Source organism: Amycolatopsis keratiniphila (genome assembly GCF_000400635.2).
Classification (GTDB): domain Bacteria; phylum Actinomycetota; class Actinomycetes; order Mycobacteriales; family Pseudonocardiaceae; genus Amycolatopsis; species Amycolatopsis keratiniphila.
In genome coordinates this window covers 1277568-1298558 of the sequence record NC_021252.1, presented here as the reverse complement: position 1 = coordinate 1298558, position 20991 = coordinate 1277568, and the positions used below count along the sequence as shown (strand labels likewise).

The window sequence follows — 20991 nt, the reverse complement described above, 5'->3', positions numbered from 1 at the left end:
CAAGGGACCTTTGCTACCACTTTGAGGCGAAACCGCTGGTCAGACGCTTTCCGCGCCGCCACACCCCGGCCGTCAGCGGCACCCCCGGCCGGTACGCGAGGTGCGTCGTCGAAGGCGCCTCCAGCACGTGAAGGTCGGCCCGCGCCCCCGGCCGCACGAAGCCCACATCGTCGCGCCGCAGGGCGCGAGCGCCGCCCGCCGTCGCCGACCACACCGCCTCGTCGATCGTCATCCGCATCTGCAGCACCGCGGTCGTCACGCAGAACGCCATCGACGTCGTGTACGAGCTGCCCGGGTTCGCGTTGCTGGCCAGCGCCACCGTCGCCCCCGCGTCGAGTAGCCGCCGCGCCGGCGCCAACGCCTGCCGGGTCGACAGGTCACACGCCGGAAGCAAGGTCGCGACAGTCTCCGAAGCAGCGAGAGCCTCGACGTCCGCTTCGCTCAGGTACGTGCAGTGGTCGACACTCGCCGCCCCCAGTTCGACGGCGAGCCGCACGCCCGGTCCCTCCCCCAGCTGGTTCCCGTGCACCCGCAGCCCGAGCCCGCGCTCCCGCGCCGCCTTCAGCACCCGCCCGGACTGCGCCTCGTCGAACGCGCCGGTCTCACAGAACACGTCGGCCCACCGCACGAGCGGAGCCACGGCATCGAGCATGTCCCCGCACACCAGGTCCACATAGGACTCCGCGTCCGCGCCCGGCGGCACCAGATGCGCGCCGAGGAACGTGACCTCGTCGGCCACATCGGCGGCGATCCGCGCCGAACGAGCCTCGTCCTCGACGTTGAGCCCGTACCCGGTCTTCGTCTCCAGGCAGGTCGTGCCCTGCCTAGCCGCCTCGTCGACGTGACGCCGCAGGTTCGCCGCCAGTTGCTCGTCGGAAGCCGACCGCGTCGCGTCGACGGTGACCGCGATCCCCCCGGCGCTGTACGCCTTCCCGGCCATCCGCGCCTCGAACTCGGCCGTCCGGTCCCCGGCGAAAACGAGGTGCGTGTGGCTGTCCACCCAGCCAGGCAGCACCGCGCGCCCCTCGACGTCGACCCGCTCGTCCGCGTCGGGCGCCTCCGCGGCGGCACCGACCCACGCGATCGCTTCGCCATCGATGACGACGGCCGCGTCGCGGAGCTTGCCCAGTTCGGCGTCGTTCGTGGTGAGCTCGCCGATTCCCGTGATCAGGACTGCCACAATGCCTCGATCTCCTTGGCCAAGACCGTTTCCGGCCGGTCGATCAGCTGATGCACGCCGCCACGGACGATCTCACGCCCGGCGACGACGACGTCCCGGACGTCCGCGCCGGAAGCGGCGAAGACCACCCCGGACGGCTCGATCCCCGCGGTCCGCACCGAGCCGAGGCCGACCGTGACCAGGTCCGCGCCCGCGCCCGGAGCCAGCGAGCCGACCTCGTCCCAGCCGACCGCGCCGTGATCCGTCGCGGCCGCGAGCAGTTCCTCGGCGGTGAACCGGCCGCGTTTCTCGCTGGCGAGCCGCTCGTTCAGTTCCAGCGCCCTGGTCTCTTCGAACGCGTCGACGACCGCGTTGCTGTCACTGCCGATCGACAGCCGGACCCCCGCGTCCAGCAGCGTCCGCGCGGGGCCGATGCCGTCGCCGAGATCCCGCTCGGTCGTCGGGCAGAAACAGGCGCGGCTCCTCGCCGCACCCAGCCGCTGGACGTCCTCCGCAGTCAGATGCGTCGCATGCACCGCGGTGAGCCGCTCGCCGAGGATGCCGTGGTCGTGCAGCAGCCCCGTCGGCGTCCGGCCATAAGCCGCCAGGCATTGCTCGTTCTCGGCACGCTGCTCCGAAAGGTGGATGTGCAGCGGCCCAGTCCCACCGGCCACTTCGGACAGTTGATCCTCGGGAACGGCACGCACCGAGTGAATCGCACCCCCGACGCGGAACGTCTCGTCCTCCCGCAATTCGCCGGCTCGTTGCGCCCACTTGGTGGCCGTGCCGTCGGAGAACCGCCGCTGCACCTCGTCGGGTTCGACGCCGATCCCACCCGCGAGGTAGCACGTGTCGAGCAACGTCAGCCGAATCCCGGCATCCTTGGCCGCCTGCCGCAGCGCCCCGCCCATCGCGTTCGGCTCGGCGTACGGCTTTCCGCCCGGCGCGTGGTGCAAGTAGTGGAATTCGCCGACACTCGTGTATCCCGCCAGCACCATCTCCGCGTAGACCCCGCGTGCCAGGCGGTAATAAGAGTCCGGATCCAGCCGGGACGCGAGCGAGTACATCCGCTCGCGCCACGTCCAGAAGGTCCCGCGGTCGTGGTGCGTCCGCCCGCGCAACGCGCGGTGGAACGCGTGCGAGTGCCCGTTCGCGAAGCCCGGCAAGGTCAGTCCACTCAGGACAGTGCCCGCACGAGGCGCGTTCGCCGTCACGGCAGCGATCTTGCCGCCGTCGACCTCGATCCGCACGGCATCGGCGATCCCGTCCGGCAGCCAGGCACGTTCACACCAATATGTCGTCATGTCGACAGTTTCTCCAGGACGTCCGCGAGCGCGCGGGCACCGTGGTCGACGTCCTCCGCTTCGGAGAACTCCTCCGGGGAATGGCTGATCCCGGTGGGGTTACGCACATAGAGCATGCCGGACGGGACGAACCCGGCGAGGATCGCCGCGTCGTGCCCGGCGCCGGTCGGCAGCTCCGGCGGCCCGCCCAGCCAGGTGCCCAGGTCTCGGCGCAGCGCGTCGTCGAAGATCACGTCGTCGGAGTACGACTCCCTGGTGACCTCGACGCGGCAGCCCTCCTGCCCTGCCGCCTCTTCGGCCAGCTTCGCGATCTCCGCGACCAGTTCGGGCGTGGCCGTGCCCGGCACCCGCGCGTCCAGCCAAAGGTCCACAGTGGACGCGATGACGTTGGTCCCGCCGGGCACCGGCACGAGCCTGCCGACGGTCGCCCTCGCGTCCGCGGTCGCCTTCGCCAGTTTCCGTACGGCGAGCACGGTCTCCGCCGCCGGGATCATCGGGTCGCGACGATCGCCGATGAGCGTCGCACCGGCGTGGTTTCCCTGTCCCTGGAAGGAGAATCGCCACCGCCCGTGCGCGATGACCGTGTTCCCGACGGCGACCGGCGAGCCGAGGTCGATCAGCCCGCGCCCCTGCTCGACGTGCAGTTCCAGGAACCGCCCGATCAGCCCGAGCCGCTCCGAATCCCGGCCGATCCGCTTGGGATCGAGGCCGGTTTTCGCCGCCGCTTCGGCGAACGTGACGCCGTCCGGGTCGCGCAGGCCGCGTGCCTTGTCCGCGTCGATCGTCCCGGTCAGCAGGCGCGAGCCGAGGCACGGCACGCCGAATCGGCCGCCTTCCTCCTCCGCGAACACCACCACGGCGAACGGCTTGGCCGGGCGGAATCCCTTGGCCTGCAAGATCTCCACCGCGTCGAGCGCGCTCGCGACGCCGAGCGGGCCGTCGAAAGCGCCGCCGCCGGGCACCGAGTCGAGATGGCTCCCGGTGACGACCGCGTCCGGGCCGGGTGTGCCCCACCAGGCCCAGATGTTGCCGTTACGGTCGGTCTCGACGCCCAGTCCCAGCCGCCCGGCGCGCTCGACGAACCACGCGCGCAGCTCGGTTTCGGCCGCGTCGAAGGCGTGGCGGGAATAACCGCCGCGCTTCGGGTCGCGGCCGACGTCCGAGATCTCCTCCAGCAGCGAGGACGCGGTCACTCGGCGTCCCGCATCGGCACGCGCACGCCGCGCTCGTCGGCGACGTCGGCGGCGCGGTCGTAGCCCGCGTCGACGTGCCGGATGACGCCCATGCCCGGATCGTTGGTGAGCACACGCTCGAGTTTCTGCGCCGCCAGCAGGGTTCCGTCGGCCACGCTGACCTGGCCCGCGTGGATGGAACGGCCCATGCCGACGCCGCCGCCGTGGTGGATCGACACCCAGCTGGCGCCCGACGAGGTGTTGACCAGCGCGTTCAGCAGCGGCCAGTCGGCGATCGCGTCGGAACCGTCGGCCATGCCCTCGGTCTCGCGGTACGGCGAAGCGACACTGCCCGAGTCGAGGTGGTCACGCCCGATGACGACCGGCGCCTTCAGCTCACCGCTGGCGACCATCTCGTTGAACCGCAGGCCCGCGAGGTGACGCTCGCCGTAACCGAGCCAGCAGATCCGCGACGGAAGGCCCTGGAAGGCGACGCGTTCCCCCGCCATCTTGATCCAGCGCGCGAGGGATTCGTTCTCCGGGAACAGTTCCAGCATCGCGCGGTCGGTCGCCGCGATGTCCTCGGGGTCGCCGGACAGCGCCGCCCAGCGGAACGGGCCGTTGCCCTCGCAGAACAGCGGGCGGATGTAGGCGGGCACGAATCCCGGGAAGTCGAACGCGCGCTCGCAGCCGCCGAGTTTCGCCTCGCCGCGCAGGGAGTTGCCGTAGTCGAAGACCTCGGCGCCCTTGTCGAGGAAGCCGAGCATCGCCTCGACGTGCTCCGCCATCGACTCGCGGGCGCGTTCGGTGAACTCGTCGGGCTTCTTGTCCGCGTAGTCCTGCCACTCGTCGACGCCGATTCCCTTGGGCAGATAGGAAAGCGGGTCGTGCGCGGAGGTCTGGTCGGTGACGATGTCGACCTCGACACCGCGGCGCAGCAGCTCGGGCAGCACCTCGGCGGCGTTGCCGACCACACCGACGGACAGCGCGCGCTTCTCCTTCTTCGCGGCCTCCACCCGGCGGATCGCGTCGTCGAGATCGTCGGCGACCTCGTCGAGGTAACGGGTCTCGACGCGACGGTGGGCGCGCTGCGGGTCGCACTCGATGACGAGCGCGACACCGTCGTTCATCGTGACCGCGAGCGGCTGCGCGCCGCCCATGCCGCCGAGACCGGCGGTGACGGTGAGCGTGCCCTTGAGGCTGCCGCCGAACCGCTTCTTGGCGACGGCGGCGAAGGTTTCGTACGTGCCCTGCAGGATTCCCTGGGTGCCGATGTAGATCCAGGACCCCGCGGTCATCTGGCCGTACATGGTCAGGCCCTGCGCCTCCAGGCGGCGGAACTCCGGCCAGGTCGCCCAGTCGCCGACGAGGTTGGAGTTCGCGATGAGCACGCGCGGCGCCCATTCGTGCGTGCGGAACACGCCGACCGGCTTGCCGGACTGGACGAGCAGCGTCTCGTCCTGCTCCAAAGCGGTCAGCTCGCGGGTGATCGCGTCGAAGCTGGCCCAGTTGCGGGCGGCCTTACCGGTGCCGCCGTAGACCACCAGGTCCTCGGGGCGCTCGGCGACCTCGGGGTCGAGGTTGTTGTGGAACATCCGCAGCGCGGCTTCGGTCTGCCAGTTCTTCGCGGTGAGCGTGGTGCCTCGGGCGGCACGGACCGTGCGGGTCATGGGCTCAGACCTCCAGTTGGGCCGCGGCGAGGACGGCACCCGACGCGACGAGTTCTTCGGCGGCGGCGATCTCCGGCGCCAGATGACGGTCGGGGCCGGGGCCCTCGACCTTGGTGCGGACGAGATCCCGGACCCGGCCGGTGACCGGCGACGGGGCCAGGGGCGCGCGCATGTCGAGGGCGCGCGCGGCGGTGAGCAGTTCGATGGCGAGGACGGTGTTGAGGCCTTCGACGGCCTTGCGCAGCTTGCGCGCGGCGGACCAGCCCATGGAGACGTGGTCCTCCTGCATGGCGCTGCTCGGAATCGAGTCGACCGACGCCGGCACCGCGAGGCGCTTGAGCTCGCTGACCACGGCCGCCTGCGTGTACTGGGCGATCATGTGGCCGGAATCGACGCCGGGGTCGAACGCGAGGAACGGCGGCAGGCCGTGCGAACGGGCCTTGTCGAGCATGCGGTCCGTGCGGCGCTCGGCGATGCTCGCGACGTCCGCGAGCGGGATGGCGAGGAAGTCGAGCACGTACGCGACCGGGGCGCCGTGGAAGTTGCCGTTGGACTCGACGCGGCCGTCGGACAGCACGACCGGGTTGTCGACCGCGGACTGGAGCTCACGCCCGGCGACGAGTTCGGCGTGCGTGAGACTGTCGCGCGCGCCGCCGTGCACCTGGGGCGCGCAGCGAAGCGAGTACGCGTCCTGGACGCGGTTGCAGTCGGGACCGCGGTGGCTCTCGACGATCTTCGAGTCCTGAAGCGCCGTCCACATGCGCTGGGCGCTCAACGCCTGACCGGGGTGCGGGCGCAGCGCCTGAAGGTCGGCTGCGAAGGCACGGTCGGTGCCGAGGAGCGCTTCGACGCTCATCGCCGCGGTGATGTCGGCGGTGTCGAGCAGCTTGCGCAGGTCGGCGGCGGCCAGCAGGAGCATGCCGAGCATGCCGTCGGTCCCGTTGGTGAGGGCGAGGCCCTCCTTCTCCGCGAGAACGACCGGCTCGATCCCCGCGTGCTTCAGCGCTACGGCGGCCTGGACGACTTCGCCGTTGTACTCGACTTCGCCCTCCCCCATCAGCGCGAGCGCGACAGCGGCGAGAGGCGCGAGGTCACCGGAGCAGCCGAGACTGCCGTACTCGTGCACGAGCGGCGTGATCCCGGCGTTGAGCATGGCCGCAAGCGCTTGCGCGGTCTGCGGACGGATGCCGGTGTACCCGCTGGCGAGGGTGCGGAGGCGCAGCAACATCAGCGCGCGGACGACCTCGGTCTCCACGACCGGGCCCGCGCCGGCCGCGTGCGACCGGATCAGCGACCGCTGGAGCGCGGTGCGGCTTTCGAGCGGGATATGCCTCGTGGCGAGCGCCCCGAAGCCCGTCGAAACGCCGTACGTCGGCGTCTCGGCGTGCGCGAGGTCGTCGATGTGCTGACGCGTCGCGGCGAGGTTCTTCTCGGCCGCTTCGCTGACCGCGACGGGCGAGTGGTCACGGGCGACCGCGACGACCTGTTCGGGCCGAAGCGGTTCGGACCCCAGAAGTACGGTTTCCGGCATAGCCCCATTGGACAACGCCATGCCCGCTGGTGGGCGGCGCCAACCGGTGGTTGTGTCTGGTATCCAAGACACGCACGGTGGGAGCAAGGGACCTTTGCTACCGCGCGGCGGAAGGTGTGTGGAAATAGGGACGTTGAGTGTCCCTATTTCCACACACCACCTACTCCGCGTAGCAATGCGTACCGACCGTGTGGATTTTGGGACATCTGACGTCCCGAAATCCACACGGTCACCTGCGGAAGGAGAGCAAGGGACCTTTGCTCTCACTTGTCTCAACGCTGAGAGAAGCGAAAGCAAAGGTCCCTTGCTCCCGCCGCTGAGCAAAACAGGAGGTCAGCATGGGTGAGAGCAGCGAAGTACCAGCCCTCCGACGCGGCCTCGGCATCCTCCGCGCCCTGGCCGCGAGGCCCGGCCCGGTATCGGCGGCCGCGATCGCGCGCGAACTCGGCCTCCCGCGTTCGACGACGTATCACCTGCTCGCCGAACTGGAAGCCGCCGGTTTCGTGACACACCTGCCGGCCGAGCGCCGGTACGGCCTCGGCATCGCCGCGTTCGAGCTCGGCTCGGCCTACCTACGGCACGATCCACTCGAACGGCTCGCGCTCCCACTGCTGCGCAAACTCGCCGACCGGGTCGGCCACACCGCGCATCTCGGCGTGCTCCACGGCAACGAGTCGCTCTATCTGGTCAAAGAGCGACCAGCACGGCCGGAAACCCTGGTGACCGAGGTCGGCGTGCGGCTACCGGGCCAGCTCACCGCCTCGGGCAGGGCGATCCTCCGGCATCTGCCCTCGCCGCACGTGCGCGCGCTTTTCCCGGCCGCGTCGGCTTTCGTCCTGCGCACCGGCCGCGGCCCGCGCACCCTCGCCGAACTCCGCCGCACGCTGAACGCGGAAGGCAGGCTCGGCTGGGCGGTCGAAGACGGTCACGTCACCGAAGGATTCGCCTCGGTGGCATGTCCGGTCTTCGACCACGGCGGCCGGCCGATGGCCGCGATCAGCGTGACCCTCCGCCACCTGTGCCCAGGGGTCGAAGGGTGTGAGGAGACTTGGCCCGATCTCGCCGAAGAGGTCCGTGTGACGGCGGCCGAATTGACCACCCGGATCGGCGGTCAGGTGCGCTGAACGTGCTCTTTCCGCACGCCTTCGAGACCCAACATCGCGAGCAGTTCCGCGCAGTCGAGAGCGCCCGAAGAATGCCCGGCGACGGTGCGGGCCGCTCTGGCGTTCTGCAGGTTGAGGCGGATTTCTTCCTCCGCGCGAACACCCGCCATCCGGCTGTGGTCGTCCGCGGGATCCGGTCGGCTCGAGTGCCTGGCCCAGGTCATCTGCCACCTTCTTCCGGCCCTCCGGCGACACGGGGTCGTTTCGAAAGAGGGCCATGGTCGGACACTCAGCATGACACCTCACTCGCACAAGATCACCATTGCGGGTGAATCGAGATGAAATCAGCTACCCTCTGTGATTCAGAAATTCTTCCAAAAGCTCATTGAACAGTGCCCCGGTGTCGGGCACCAAATGCCCCATGCCGCGCACGATTTCGCGCCGAGCGCCGGTCCGGTCCGCGATCGCGTCGGCGATGATCCCGTACTCCGGCCGATGGCCGCCGGTGACCGCGAGCATCGGGAAGCCCGCCTCGGCCAGCACATCGAGTGGCAGTTCCGCGTCACCCGGTGGCCGCATCCCGACGAGCGCGCGGGCGCCGCGCCGCAGCGTTTCCGGCACGGGATCCGGGATGGGCAGCGGCACCCCGGCGAGCGGGAAGAACGCCTTGAACACCTCGCGAGGATCTTCGAGCGGCCCGTCGAGGAATCGCCGCAACTCGGCATCCCACGTGTCGACGACCTCGTCCCCTCGGACGACTCCGGCCGCGGGCGGTTCGACCACGGTGAGCGTCCTGACCATCTCCGGCCGCCGCGCGGCGGCCAGCATCGCGACGATCGCGCCATAGGACAGCCCGACCAGATGCGCCGGCTCGTCGAGCACCTGCTCAGCGATCAATTCCGAGTCGACTTCGAAATCCTGTACACCGTCCGGCGATTTCCCGTGGCCGAGGCGGTCCGGCGCGAGCAACGTCCACCTTGCGGTCAGCGGGCGCTGCGCCCGCCACGCCTCGCGGCCGCCGAGCAATACGCCGTGCACGAGAACGACACGCGGCCCGGATCCCCACTGATGCACATGAAGGCGCATGGCTCCGAGCCTATGAGGCTCTCACGAATCGAGCCCGCCCGATCGGGCGGGCGAAGACGCCTCCCTGATGCCCTCGGCGAGCGCACCGACGAGGACCGGCCCACGCGTGAGGCGAACGTCGCTGCCCAACCGGCCCAGCACGTCGTCGTCGACGATGCCGAGCACTACCGCGACGCCATCGGAATCCAACAGTTCCGGCATGTGTGATCCCAGTAGCCAGGCCCCCGCGAGCGCAGGGTCGAAGCCGTGCCGTTCGAGCACCTCGAGTTCCTCGTCGTAGAGCCGATCCCAATAGGGTCCCGATGAGTACCAGCCGATCATCGTCCCGAGGTCGATGGCGTCGCGTGTGGTCGTGGCGCGCCGATCCCACCAGGTCAAGAGCTTGAGCAGAGCCAACGCCGGCACCGCGGGAACCTTGATGACGAGCCCGCCGGGCAGGATCACCGACTCGGCCGATGCCACGGCTTCGCGCAATCCGCGGACGTTCATGCGGTGGTCGTCGGGCCAGAGGATGGTCCGGTCGTCATCCTCGATACCGCCGTAAGGCAGCACGTCGACTTCGATGCCCTCCACCAGAAACGAATGCGCGCTCCGGCCATGTCGTTCCAGCCGGCTTACGAATTTCTCGAACTCGTCCCAGGTGCCCATCGCGGCGGCGATGTCGATGTCCTGGGTGGCCCGCTCGGGCGGGCCGCCGACCAACCCGATCGACAAGATCGTGCGTGCGGTCGCCCCCACCACGAGGTACTCGACCCCGACGGCATTGGCGACGGCATCGACCCGAGCCAGCACTCGCGGCGAGCAGGAGATCAGGTTCGGTCGATGCGCTTAAGTCGATCATCATCGCTCCGAATCCGGTCGCCGTGCTCGCGCTGGCGCGGATCGCCCGAGGCCAGCAGGTCAGCGTAGATCAGCGGCGAAGGCACGATCCACGACTCCGGCCCGGGTGCCTGCCAGAACCGGCGCCTGATGTGTACGTTGCCGCCGTTTTCCGCTCGTGCCAAGCGATACCGGCCGATCAGCCGCGCCGGTAGCCCGCCGGCATAGAGGGTGAGTGAGGCGGGCCGCAGACGCGGATCGATGAGGCTCGCCCCGGCTTCTCCGCCCACCTGGACCCCGGAGGAAAGCAGGTCCTCTTCCGCGTCACGCCACCACGACAGGTCGGCCGCCACGAATTCGCCGAGGGCCAACGACGTGTCCAAGGTGATCGAGTAAGCCTCCGACCATCGGTCGAGCAACTCGGCTCCACGGGCCAGCCGTCGCTCGTTCCCTCGTTCGTACAGGTAGCCGGCACGGGTGAGCTCATCGACGACCGTCTTGACCGTACCGAGCGAAACACCGCTCATCTCGGCCAATCGACGATACGGAAAGGCGGCCGCCTCCGGCCAGCTGAGCAGGACGAACAGGACCTGAAGGCCCGCCCTGCCGAATGCTCCCGCACCTCGCGAGGAGACTCGCCCGGCCGGCACGGTGGGCTTGCGACGGCCTCGAACATCGATCAGGACGTCGTCCCACGAAAGGTGGGCGTTGCCCGCGGCGTCCACGTAGTCGATACCCCTGGCCCGCAGCCGCTCGGCAACCGGTTCGCTGAGGTAGGTGGTGAACAGCAGCGGCGGAGGGGACGGCGGGAAATGGACCGCCGTGGCCAGTTCCGCGGTCATCCGTCGCTTGAGCTCGACACCGTAGGTCCGTGCGGCACCGGATCGCGTTGTGAGCTTCACCAGTGCGTCAGCGAGTACCTCGACACGGAAGCCCAGCTCCTGGAGCCGGGAGCGCATCTCGGCGTTCAGCGAGTCATCATGTTCATTCAGATTGAACATACGCATATTTTGAACGCGCGCGGACCTCCGGCGCAACCCGCACCGCCGCCGAAACGACGAATGGCGAGTGCTCGATCACGAGCACTCGCCATTCGGGCGGTGGAGGTGCCGGGAATTGAACCCGGGTCCTCTGGCGCATCATCAGGGCTTCTCCGTGCGCAGTCCGCTATGTCTCTACTTGGCCCCTTCAGTCACGCGAACAAGCTGAAGTGACGAGCCCAGCCACTGTTTGTTTCCCAATCACACCCCGTAGCCGAGTGTGACGGTAAGCCTCCTAGCTGATGCCGGTGACCGGGTCGGAGGCGACCCCGGACCGACAGAGTTGCTCTACTGCTTAGGCAGCAAGAGCGAACTCGCGCTGGCTCTTAGGCTCGGCGCTTATTGGTTTGCGATGACGCTTACGGTGGTCTCTCGCCTGCACCGGCACGCTTCTCCTGATTCAACGACCAAAGTCGAAACCGTTCACCCCCTTGGTGGGACACAACCTCTACATCATAACGCGGTCGGCAACCGGGTTAATCCCGCAGGTGGGGCTAGCCCTACCTGCGAGATGCCCGCGCGCACCATGTCAGCGGACGCCCCCGAGCGCGATGCTTGACTCCTCGAACAGGAGAGGAGCACGACCATGAGTTCGCTGGCGGCCGAGCGGGAGCTGAGCAGGTCCGATCCGTCGTTCGGCGGCTCGCTGGTCTACCTGCTGATGAACCTGCCGATGGGCGTACTGGCCTTCGCGCTCCTGACGGCCTTCATCTCGGCGGGCGTCGGCACGGCGATCGTCTGGATCGGGTTGCCCATCCTCGCGCTGGTGATCCTGACGGTCCGCGGCGCGGCCCGGATGGAACGCGCCAGGGTGTACGCGCTGCTCGACCGCTACATCGACCTGCCGTACCTCCCGCTGCCCGCCGCCGGCCAGTCCGTGCGCTGGAAGGCGCGGCTGAAGGACGGCTCGACCTGGCGCGACCTCGGCTACTTCTTCCTGCTCTTCCCGCTCGGGATCGTCGAGTTCGTCCTGGTCACGGTCTTCTGGTCGACCAGCCTCGGCCTCGCCGGGCTGCCGATCTACTACCGCTTCCTGCCCGGAGGCGAGTACCGCTTCCCGACCTGGGAGAACGCGTGGTTCACCGTCGATTCGACGGTCTCGGCGCTGCCTTGGGCGGCGCTCGGAGTGCTCTGCATCGCTCTCTCGGTAGCGTTGACGAAGGCGCTGGCCGGGACGCATGCACGGCTGGCGACGGCGTTGCTCGGGCCGACCTACGCCCAGCGCCGCCGTCTGGAAGATTCTTGGGGCGAGGTTCACGGATGACGATCGACCAGCAGGTACAGCAGGTGGGGATCCCGCGGCCGCGGCCGATGCGAACGATCGCCTACATGTTCGTCAGCTTCTTCTTCCGGCTGCTCCAGTTCGTCCTCATCGTCGTCGGACTGGCGGTCGGCATCGCCACCGCGGTGGTGTGGATCGGCTTCCCGATCCTGATGGCCACGACCAGCTTCATCCGCTGGTCCGCCGACCGGGAGCGGAGCTGGGCGCGGACGATGCTCGAAACCCCGCTGGAGCCGGTCGAGCGCCTCCCCCTCGAAGGGCTTTCGCTGGTCAAGCGCTGGCTGACCCGGCTGACCGACGCGACGACCTGGCGTGACCTCGCCTACCTGATGGCGGCGTTCCCGCTGGCCTGCCTGGAGCTGCCGATCGCGATCGCGTCGGTCGTGCTGCTGCCGATGGCGATCTGGGTGACGCCGTGGGTCGGGTGGCTGCACGGAAACCTGGCGTACTCGCTGCTCGGCCCGAACCGTGCCGCGAAGCTGGAGCAGAAGGCCGAGCGCCTGCAGGCGTCGCGGGCTCGCGGGGTCGACGCCGCCGAGGCCGAACGCCGCCGCATCGAGCGCGACCTGCACGACGGTGCCCAGCAGCGGCTGGTCGCCGTCGCGATGAGCCTCGGCCGCGCGAAGTCGAAGTTCGACCAGGATCCGAACGCCGTGCGCGAACTGATCGACGAGGCACACCTCGACGCCAAGCTCGCGGTGTCCGAACTGCGCGATCTCGCCCGTGGGATCTACCCGGCCGTTCTCGGCGATCGCGGCCTCGACGCCGCGTTGTCCGCACAGGCCGCGAAATCGCCGATCCATGTCGACGTCGAGGTGGACGTCGAGCCGCGACCGCCGGCCGCGGTCGAGACGACGGCGTACTTCATCGTCGGCGAGACGCTGACCAACATCGCGAAGCACTCGGGCGCGACCGAAGCGGGCGTGAAGGTGTGGCGCACCGAGTCGATGGTCATCGTCGAGATCACCGACAACGGGCACGGCGGCGCCGAAGTCCGGCCAGGTGGCGGCCTCGCCGGGCTCGCCGACCGCGCCGCCACGATCGACGGCGTGATCACCGTCGTCAGCCCGCCCGGCGGCCCGACGGTGATTCGCGCGGACCTGCCGTGCCAGTGGTGACCAGCTCGTGAGTGAATAGGCTCTGCCATTCACTCACGACGCTGGGGGCAGCATGCGGGTTGTCATCGCCGAAGACGCGGTTCTGTTGCGCGCGGGGGTGATCCGACTGCTCGCCGACGAGAACATCGAGACGGTCGCCGCCGTGGACAACGGCGACGACCTGCTGGTCGCGGTCAAGGAGCACCGGCCGGACCTCGCGATCGTCGACGTCCGCATGCCGCCCACCTTCACCGACGAGGGCTTGCGGGCGGCGCTGGGCGCCCGTGAGGCCGTTCCCGGTCTTCCGGTTCTCGTGCTGTCCCAGTACGTCGAAGAGAGTTACGCCGTCGAGCTGTTGTCCGGCGGCGCGGGCGGAGTCGGTTACCTGCTCAAGGAACGCGTCGCCGACGTCGGGGACTTCCTCGACGCGGTCAAGCGGGTCGCCGGCGGCGGCACGGCCATCGATCCGGACGTCATCGCGCAGCTGATGGCCCGCGGCCGCAAGAACCCGCTCGACGCGCTCACCGCCCGCGAGTCCGAGGTGCTGGGCCTGATGGCGCAGGGCCTGTCGAACACCGCGATCGCGAACTCGCTCGTCGTCTCGCACGGCGCGGTCGAGAAGCACATCGGCAACATCTTCTCGAAGCTCGGCCTCGAAGCGAGCTCGGTCGAACACCGCCGGGTCCGCGCGGTACTCACTTACTTAGGACGCTGAAGTAGCTCTTGGTGGCGAAGCCGTCACTCACCTAACATGGGCAGACTGTTGGTGGGGAACGAGCCGAACCGAGGAGGACCCATGACCGACCGGCCCTCCCACAGCGTCCGCTTCTTCGGCGGGCCCCTCGACGGCCGCGTCCAGGAACTCGGTGACACGGAGCCGATCGTGGGCACCGTTGTCAAACACGTCCATTTGCACGACGGCCCCAAGATCGAAACCCGGTACGAACTCGGTCTCGCCGAGGACGACCGCTGGGAGTTCCGGCTGTGCCCCGCCCCGCTCCCGGAGCCAGAGACCGACGGCGTGGGGTAGGGAAAACTCCACCCTCGGAGGGCGAAAACAGGAAGAACGATACGGCGGCACGCACCGCTGTTTTCGCGACCCCGAAGCACCAGGCTCTTTCCATGCACACAAGCGGGAAACAGGGCCGGGACAGGTTCCTGGACATCGTCCGAGCGGTCGCGATCCTCGCGGTCGTCGTCCAGCACTGGGGAATGCCGGTGCTCTCCTACGCCGATGGCCATCTCTCCACCGGAAACGCCCTCGCGACGCCCGGCTGGTGGGTCATCACCTGGCTCAGCCAGGTCATGCCGCTCGTCTTCTTCGCCGGCGGCGCGGCGAACCTGATCTCGCTGAGCCGCGCGGAAAGCTCCCGTTCCTGGCTCGCGGCGCGCCTCAAGCGGCTGATGATCCCGGTGCTGCCGCTGGTGGCCGTCTGGCTGTTCGTCCCGGACATCCTGCGCGGCATGGGCGTTCCGGAGCAGCCGCTGCAGGTCGGCGGCGCGATCGCCGCACAGCTGCTGTGGTTCCTGGCCGTGTACGTGCTCACCGTGCTGCTCACCCCGACACTGGCCGCGGCACATCGCCGCTGGGGTCTGAAGGTCCCGCTCGTGATGCTCGCCGCCGCCGTGCTCGTCGACGTCGCCCGCTTCAACGACCTCGGCCTGATCGGTTTCGCGAACGCCGTCTTCGTCTGGATGGCCGTGCACCAGCTCGGTTTCCACTACACGCAAGGACGTCTCGGCTCGCTGAGCCGCAACGCCGCGCTGGGCATGTCCGCCACCGGTTTCGGCATCACCGCGCTGATGGTCGCCTTCGGCCCGTACCCGGCGAGCATGATCGGCATGCCGGGCGCCCCGGTGTCGAACATGAGCCCGCCGACCGTGCTGCTGGCCTTCCTCGCGATCGGCCAGATCGGGCTCCTGCTGGCCTTCAAGCCCCAGCTGAATGCCTTGGCCGCCCGGCCGAACCTCGACGCCGCCCTGAAGTGGATCGGCCCGCGGTTCATGAGCGTCTACCTGTGGCACATGCCGGCGCTGATCGTCGTCTCCGGTGTCGCGGTCTACGGCCTCGGTTACGAAACCCCCGAACCGGGTTCCGTGCTCTGGCTGACGATGCTCCCGGCCTGGCTCGGCGCCTGCGGGCTGGTGCTCCTCGGCCTGCTGCGGATGTTCGCCCGCTTCGAATCGCAGGGTTCCGGCCCCGCGTCGACCGCCCGCACGCCTCAGCTCGTGGTGGCCGGGCTGGCGATCGCCGGCGGCCTGCTCGGCCTCGCCGCGCACGGTTTCGCCCCGCTGAGCGACGGTCTCGCGCAGGGCCCGGCGCCGTGGGTGGCGCTGGCGACGGGCGGATTCCTCCTGGCGGGCAAGCAGATCCAGGTTTCGGAGCTGGGGACGCGGCTGCTCGGCCGCGCCGTCTCGGTCACCGAGGTGGCCCAGCTCAAACGCTGAGCAGTTTCGCGGGGGTGTCGTGCAGCACCGCCCGCAGGAACGGCTCACCCAGGCGATCGTCGGCGGCCCAGCCGGCGATCGCCTGCAGCTGTGTGGCGTACGAGTACGGGATGTTGGGGAAATCGGTGCCGAGCACGACGCGATCCGGGAACTCCGCCAGCAGATCCTGCCAGTCCGGCGGGAGCGGGTTGCCCCGCAGCGTGAACTCCACCCCGACCATCGTGGTGTCGAGGTACACGCGCGGATACTTCCTGGCCAGCTCGAACGCGAAGTCGATCTCCGGCATACCGGCGTGCGCGAGCACCAGCGTCAGGCTGGGATGCCGGACCAGGATCTCCTCGAACAGCCGTAGCCCGGTGTAGGCACCCCTCAACGGTCCGTGTCCACAGTGGACGACCACCGGAACACCCGCGTCCGCCAGCGCGCCCCAGACGCCGTCCAGCAGCTCGTCACGCGGGTCGTAGGCGCCGACCTGGACGTGTGCCTTGAAACAGCGGGCGCCCGCGCGCAGCGCACCGTCCACAACGGACAGCGCACCGGGCTCCGGGTAGAACGTGCCGGTCGGCACCGCCTCCGGGACGCGCTCCGCGAACTCCAGCGCCCACGAGGTCAGCCATTCGGCCATCCCCGGCTTGTGCGGATAGACCAGCGGCGCGAACCTGCGCACGCCGAACGAGCGCAGCGTTTCGACGCGTTCTTCTTCGGACGTGCGGTAATGCACCGGCCAGGCCATGCCGTAGTGCTCCTCGGCCCGGTCGAAATAGGCCCACACCTTGTCCATGACCGGCTTCGGCAGGAAGTGCAGGTGAAGGTCCACGAGCCCGTCGATGCCCAGCGCCGAGATCCAGCCGGGGATCTCGGCGTCCGACGCGGGCCCGTGGATCAATCGTTGTACCGGCCCTTGAGCGCCCGGCCCATGGCCCGGCTGATGGTGCGCTGCGCGTCCCGCTTGGCGATGTCCTGCCGCTTGTCGTAGGACTTCTTGCCCTTCGCCAGCGCGATCTCGACCTTGACCTTGCCGTCCTTGAAGTACATCGACAGCGGGACCAGCGAGAGGCCGCTCTCCTTGGTCTTGCCGATGAGCTTCTCGATCTCCTGGCGGTGCAAGAGCAGTTTCCGGGTGCGCCGCGGCGTGTGGTTCGTCCACGTGCCCTGCACGTACTCGGGGATGTGCACGTTGCGGAGCCAGACCTCGCCGTCGTCCACCGTGGCGAACGCGTCGGCCAGCGATGCCCGTCCTTCACGCAGGCTCTTCACCTCGGTACCGACGAGCACGAGACCGGCTTCGTAGGTGTCGAGGATGGAGTAATCGTGGCGAGCCTTGCGGTTCGACACGATCACTTTTTGTCCGCGTTCCTTGGGCATGACGGCGACTCTACGTGAGTTTCTGTGTTCGGGCAGGTGGTTATCGGGGCGGCTAGTGGCGCACGTACAGGCGCAGCGTCACGTAGCCGGTGATCGCCGAAATGACGATCGAAACGGCGAGCAGGATCGGCGCCACCGGGAACAGCAATTCGAGCATGCCGACCGCGGGGAACACGTCACCGGTGAGCACCAAGTCGAGCAACAGCACCTTGGTGAGGATCAGGAAGACGATACCGATGATCGCACCGACCAGGCCGGCGACCACCGCCTCCAGAAGGAACGGCAGCTGCGTGTACCAGCGGGTCGCGCCGACCAGCCGCATGATGCCGACCTCGGTGCGCCGGGTGAACGCCGACACCTGGATCGTATTGGCGATCAGCAGCAGCGCGGCGATGGCCATGATCAGCGCGGCCCCGAAGGCCAGGTTCCGCACACCGTTGAGCGCGTTGAACACGCGGTCCAGAGCCTTCTGCTGGTCGTCGACCTTGGAGACGCCGGGCTTGCCGGTGTACTCCTGGATGATCGCCTGGCTGCGCTCGGGGTTCTTCAGCTTGACGTGGAGCGACGCGGGCAGCGCCTCCGGCCCGGTGAGCGCGAGCAGTTCCGGCTGGCTCTCGAACATCTTCTTGAACCGCTCGTAGGACTGCTCGCGGTTCTCGAAGACGACCGACTCGACACCTTCGTTGCGCTGCAGCTCCTCACGCAGTGTCTGGCAGGCGGACTGCGAGCAGTTCGGGTCACCCGCGCTGATGTCGTTGACCAGATAGACCGAAACCTCGACGTCGGCGAGGAAGTTGGCCTTCATCTTGTCGATCGTGCCGACGGCCAGCAGACCGAAGCCGAGCATGGCGAGGGAGACCGCGGTGGTGAGGATCATCGCGATGGTCATCGTGACGTTCCGGCGCAAGCCGGTGACTACCTCGCTGAAGACGAAACTGGCGCGCATCGGGGTTGATGTCCCTTGGAAGTCGTGGGTTACGGAGGAGGGCGGGGCCGGTCAGCGGCCGATGCCGTAGACGCCTCGGGCGTCGTCACGGATGACCTTGCCGAGCTGGAGCTCGACGACCCTTCGCCGCATCGAGTCCACGATCGAATGGTCGTGGGTGGCCATCAGCACCGTCGTGCCGGTGCGGTTGATCCGCTCCAGCAGCAACATGATGTCCTGGCTGGTGTCGGGGTCCAGGTTCCCGGTCGGCTCGTCGGCGAGCAGCACGAGCGGGCGGTTCACGAACGCGCGGGCGATCGCGACGCGCTGCTGCTCACCGCCGGAGAGTTCGTTGGGGAGACGGTCGGCCTTGCCGTCGAGGCCGACGAGCTCGAGCACCTCGGGCACGACCTTGCGGATCGTGGGGCGCGGCTTGCCGATGACTTCGAGCGCGAAGGCGACGTTTTCGGCGACGGTCTTGTTCGACAGCAGACGGAAGTCCTGGAACACGCAGCCGATGGTCTGCCGCAGCCGCGGCACCCGGCGCCGGGCCAGCTTGGCGACGTCGAAGTTGGAGACCATGACGCGACCCTTGCTCGGCACCTCTTCGCGCAGCAGGAGACGCAGGAAGGTCGACTTCCCGGATCCCGAGGGACCGATCAGGAAGACGAACTCGCCTTTGTCGATCTCGACCGACACCCGCTCAAGGGCGGGACGGGTCGAGGTCTTGTAGACCTTGGAAACCTCTTCGAGCCGGATCACGGTTCGGCATACTACCCATGCCCGTCGTTAAGCCCGGGTAGCCCGGTACCGGCGGCCAAGCGAGCAAGGGACCTTTGCTATCACTCTCTTTCGGAAAGTGGTAGCAAAGGTCCCTTGCTCTCTCACGCAGGGTTGTTACGCGGCTCCGGACTGCTTGCGCCAGCGGATGCCCGCCTCCAGGAAGCCGTCGATCTCGCCGTCGAGCACGGACGACGGGTTGCCGACCTCGAACTCGGTCCGCAGGTCCTTGACCATCTGGTACGGGTGCAGCACGTAGGAGCGCATCTGGTTGCCCCAGCTGGAGCCGCCGTCCTTGAGCGCGTCCATTTCGGCGCGCTCCTCCTCCTTCTTCCGCTGCAGCAGCCGCGCCTGGAGAACCTTCATCGCGGCCGCCTTGTTCTGCAGCTGCGACTTTTCGTTCTGGCACGAAACGACCACGCCGGTCGGGATGTGCGTGATCCGCACCGCCGAGTCCGTCGTGTTCACGCTCTGGCCGCCGGGTCCGGACGAGCGGTACACGTCGACGCGGATGTCCTTCTCGGGGATGTCGACGTGGTCGACCTCCTCGACCTCGGGCATCACCTCGACGTGCGCGAAGGAGGTCTGGCGACGGCTCTGGTTGTCGAACGGCGAGATGCGCACCAGCCGGTGCGTGCCCTGCTCGACCGAGAGCGTGCCGTAGACGTACGGAGCGCTCACCTTGAAGGTGGCGGACTTGATGCCCGCTTCTTCGGCGTAGGAGATGTCGTAGACGTCCGTCGGGTAGTTGTGGCGCTCCGCCCACCGCAGGTACATCCGGAGCAGCATCTCGGCCCAGTCGGCGGCGTCCACACCGCCCGCTTCGGACCGGATGGTGACCACGGCGTTCCGCGGGTCGTATTCACCCGACAGCAGGGTGCGGACCTCGAGCCCGTCGATGTCCTTGGTGAGCGCCGTGAGCTCGGACTCGGACTCGGCCACGCTGGCGGAGTCGCCCTCGGCCTCGGCCAGTTCATAGAGGACGCCCAGATCGTCGAGCCGCTGCCGCAGCTCGGAAATGCGTCGCAGCTCACTCTGCCGGTGGGACAACTGGCTGGTGACCTTCTGCGCCGCTTCGGGGTCGTCCCAGAGGTTCGGGCTGGATGCCTGTTCCTCCAGCTCGGCCACCTGGGCACGCAGCGCATCCAGGTCCATCACCGACTCGATCTGCGTCAGCTTGCCGGCCAGGTCCTTCAGTGCCGCATCGAACTCATCACTCACGTCGGCCAAGGTTACGGCAAAACCCACGACCGGTTGCGGGGAACCGGCCGTGGGCACCTGTCCGGGTCAGGACTGGGGGATGGAATCCAGCAGTTTGAGTGCGGCTTTGGCCTGCGCCTGAGCGAACTCGGCGACCGCCTTGGCGTACGGGCCGTCGGCGGCCTTGGTGGCGGCCTTGGCCTCGTCGAGCTGCTGCGTGTAGCTCGCGCGGGCCGATTCGAGCAGGGTCGCGCGCTGCTTCACCGTCAACGAACCGGCGTGCACGAGACGGAGGATCAGCGGGCTGCGGAGGTGGTCAGGACCGGCTTCGGAGGACAGCCACGTCTTGAACGCCTTCTTGCCCGCCGCGGTGATGAGGTACTGCTGGCTCGACCGCGGCCCCTGCTTGCCGAGGCGGACGAGGCCCTCCTTCGACAAGGCGGGGAGCTCCCGGTACACCTGGCTGCGAGTCACGCTGAAGAAGGCGCCGAAACGCTCACCCGCCCCCGCGACCAGTTGCCCGCCCGTGGCGGGACCGTCGTGGAGAAGACCGAGCAGTGCGGCGGCTGTTGCATTCAATTCGGACACGTTCTCTACGGTCCCACTTTTCGGAACCTGTGTCCACTGTGGTCAACACATCTGTCCATTGTGGCTAGTGGTATGCGCTCATTCGGCCCAACGCACTACGCCTGTCCACAATGGACCGACCACGCTACGCAACCGGCCTTCGCCACGGACAGCGGTACGCGTCCCCCGCCCCGACCAACAACAGGGAGTGATCGCCCCGGAGGGCGCACGGGCCACGAAACCGGAAAACGAAGAAGCGCGGATCTGCGATTTCCGCAGATCCGCGCTTCGTTTTCGAAGTAGCGGGGACAGGATTTGAACCTGCGACCTCTGGGTTATGAGCCCAGCGAGCTACCGAGCTGCTCCACCCCGCGTCGTTGTGTTAATAGATTACACGGGTCCTCAACCGGGTTTCACGGGGGTGCCCTTAACTCTTCAAGGGG

General features: G+C 68.5%; 21 protein-coding genes, 1 tRNA gene and 1 other RNA gene. 6 read left to right on the top strand and 17 right to left on the bottom strand.

What is annotated here, in order from left to right; all coding sequences use genetic code 11:
* Positions 1-13: 13 nt before the first annotated feature.
* From hutI to hutH, 5 genes are read right to left on the bottom strand one after another with little or no spacing between them, the layout of a single operon-like run.
* Positions 14-1180 carry an imidazolonepropionase gene (hutI, locus tag AORI_RS47340; protein ID WP_016331660.1) on the bottom strand — a complete coding sequence of 389 codons (1167 nt, stop codon included), beginning with the start codon at positions 1178-1180 and terminating at the stop codon, positions 14-16.
* On the bottom strand, positions 1168-2463 hold the full coding sequence (locus AORI_RS47335) for a formimidoylglutamate deiminase (RefSeq protein WP_016331659.1): 1296 nt from the start codon (positions 2461-2463) through the stop codon (positions 1168-1170). The genes hutI and AORI_RS47335 overlap by 13 nt, the downstream gene beginning before the upstream one ends.
* Positions 2460-3656, bottom strand: a complete 1197-nt coding sequence (locus AORI_RS47330) for an allantoate amidohydrolase (RefSeq protein WP_016331658.1) — start codon at positions 3654-3656, stop codon at positions 2460-2462. The genes AORI_RS47335 and AORI_RS47330 overlap by 4 nt, the downstream gene beginning before the upstream one ends.
* Positions 3653-5305, bottom strand: a complete 1653-nt coding sequence (gene hutU / locus AORI_RS47325; protein ID WP_016331657.1) for a urocanate hydratase — start codon at positions 5303-5305, stop codon at positions 3653-3655. The genes AORI_RS47330 and hutU overlap by 4 nt, the downstream gene beginning before the upstream one ends.
* A gap of 4 nt (positions 5306-5309) precedes the next feature.
* Complete coding sequence (gene hutH, locus AORI_RS47320) at positions 5310-6836, bottom strand: histidine ammonia-lyase (protein ID WP_016331656.1); 1527 nt, start codon at positions 6834-6836, stop codon at positions 5310-5312.
* Positions 6837-7174: 338 nt separating this feature from the next.
* Between hutH and AORI_RS47315 the strand changes: the two genes are divergently transcribed.
* Positions 7175-7960 (top strand): IclR family transcriptional regulator, encoded by a 786-nt coding sequence (locus AORI_RS47315; RefSeq protein ID WP_016331655.1) that lies wholly within the window; start codon positions 7175-7177, stop codon positions 7958-7960.
* On the opposite strand, the gene AORI_RS47310 is transcribed toward AORI_RS47315, so the two are convergent.
* From AORI_RS47310 to ssrA, 5 genes are all read right to left on the bottom strand, one after another.
* The gene (locus AORI_RS47310; RefSeq protein ID WP_016331654.1) at positions 7948-8163 is read right to left on the bottom strand and encodes a hypothetical protein; all 216 of its coding nucleotides are present in this window, start codon (positions 8161-8163) and stop codon (positions 7948-7950) included. The two genes, AORI_RS47315 and AORI_RS47310, sit on opposite strands and share 13 nt — an antisense overlap.
* Before the next feature lie 124 nt (positions 8164-8287).
* Positions 8288-9025, bottom strand: a complete 738-nt coding sequence (locus AORI_RS47305) for an alpha/beta fold hydrolase (RefSeq protein WP_081809641.1) — start codon at positions 9023-9025, stop codon at positions 8288-8290.
* 21 nt (positions 9026-9046) lie between these two features.
* Positions 9047-9817, bottom strand: coding sequence for a nucleotidyl transferase AbiEii/AbiGii toxin family protein (locus AORI_RS47300; protein ID WP_016331652.1), 771 nt, complete (start codon positions 9815-9817; stop codon positions 9047-9049).
* 17 nt (positions 9818-9834) lie between these two features.
* Positions 9835-10881 carry a type IV toxin-antitoxin system AbiEi family antitoxin gene (locus AORI_RS47295; RefSeq protein ID WP_123798297.1) on the bottom strand — a complete coding sequence of 349 codons (1047 nt, stop codon included), beginning with the start codon at positions 10879-10881 and terminating at the stop codon, positions 9835-9837.
* A gap of 61 nt (positions 10882-10942) precedes the next feature.
* Positions 10943-11315, bottom strand: a transfer-messenger RNA (tmRNA) gene (gene ssrA / locus AORI_RS82620).
* A 155-nt stretch (positions 11316-11470) separates the two neighbouring features.
* On the opposite strand from ssrA, the gene AORI_RS47290 reads away from it, so the two are divergent.
* The 5 genes from AORI_RS47290 (at position 11471) to AORI_RS47270 (ending at position 15711) form a co-directional block, all read left to right on the top strand.
* Positions 11471-12148 carry a sensor domain-containing protein gene (locus AORI_RS47290; RefSeq protein WP_016331650.1) on the top strand — a complete coding sequence of 226 codons (678 nt, stop codon included), beginning with the start codon at positions 11471-11473 and terminating at the stop codon, positions 12146-12148.
* Complete coding sequence (locus AORI_RS47285; RefSeq protein ID WP_016331649.1) at positions 12145-13284, top strand: sensor histidine kinase; 1140 nt, start codon at positions 12145-12147, stop codon at positions 13282-13284. The genes AORI_RS47290 and AORI_RS47285 overlap by 4 nt, the downstream gene beginning before the upstream one ends.
* A 52-nt stretch (positions 13285-13336) precedes the next feature.
* The gene (locus tag AORI_RS47280) at positions 13337-13978 is read left to right on the top strand and encodes a response regulator transcription factor (RefSeq protein WP_016331648.1); all 642 of its coding nucleotides are present in this window, start codon (positions 13337-13339) and stop codon (positions 13976-13978) included.
* Positions 13979-14059: 81 nt separating this feature from the next.
* The gene (locus AORI_RS47275; RefSeq protein WP_016331647.1) at positions 14060-14293 is read left to right on the top strand and encodes a hypothetical protein; all 234 of its coding nucleotides are present in this window, start codon (positions 14060-14062) and stop codon (positions 14291-14293) included.
* 92 nt (positions 14294-14385) lie between these two features.
* Positions 14386-15711 carry an acyltransferase family protein gene (locus AORI_RS47270; RefSeq protein ID WP_016331646.1) on the top strand — a complete coding sequence of 442 codons (1326 nt, stop codon included), beginning with the start codon at positions 14386-14388 and terminating at the stop codon, positions 15709-15711.
* Here AORI_RS47270 and AORI_RS47265 read toward each other — a convergent pair.
* From AORI_RS47265 to AORI_RS47235, 7 genes are all read right to left on the bottom strand, one after another.
* On the bottom strand, positions 15701-16597 hold the full coding sequence (locus AORI_RS47265) for an amidohydrolase family protein (RefSeq protein WP_016331645.1): 897 nt from the start codon (positions 16595-16597) through the stop codon (positions 15701-15703). The genes AORI_RS47270 and AORI_RS47265 overlap by 11 nt on opposite strands.
* On the bottom strand, positions 16594-17076 hold the full coding sequence (gene smpB, locus AORI_RS47260) for an SsrA-binding protein SmpB (RefSeq protein WP_043847924.1): 483 nt from the start codon (positions 17074-17076) through the stop codon (positions 16594-16596). The genes AORI_RS47265 and smpB overlap by 4 nt, the downstream gene beginning before the upstream one ends.
* A 52-nt stretch (positions 17077-17128) precedes the next feature.
* Entirely contained in the window at positions 17129-18022 is an 894-nt protein-coding gene (gene ftsX / locus AORI_RS47255) for a permease-like cell division protein FtsX (protein WP_016331643.1), read from the bottom strand.
* A 51-nt stretch (positions 18023-18073) separates the two neighbouring features.
* Complete coding sequence (gene ftsE / locus AORI_RS47250) at positions 18074-18763, bottom strand: cell division ATP-binding protein FtsE (protein ID WP_005168409.1); 690 nt, start codon at positions 18761-18763, stop codon at positions 18074-18076.
* Between the two features lie 135 nt (positions 18764-18898).
* On the bottom strand, positions 18899-20002 hold the full coding sequence (gene prfB / locus AORI_RS47245) for a peptide chain release factor 2 (RefSeq protein WP_037345950.1): 1104 nt from the start codon (positions 20000-20002) through the stop codon (positions 18899-18901).
* Between the two features lie 66 nt (positions 20003-20068).
* Positions 20069-20569: a PadR family transcriptional regulator gene (locus tag AORI_RS47240; protein WP_016331641.1), complete on the bottom strand. Its 501-nt coding sequence runs from the start codon at positions 20567-20569 to the stop codon at positions 20069-20071.
* A 279-nt stretch (positions 20570-20848) separates the two neighbouring features.
* Positions 20849-20922 (bottom strand) — tRNA-Met (locus AORI_RS47235).
* Positions 20923-20991: the final 69 nt, after the last annotated feature.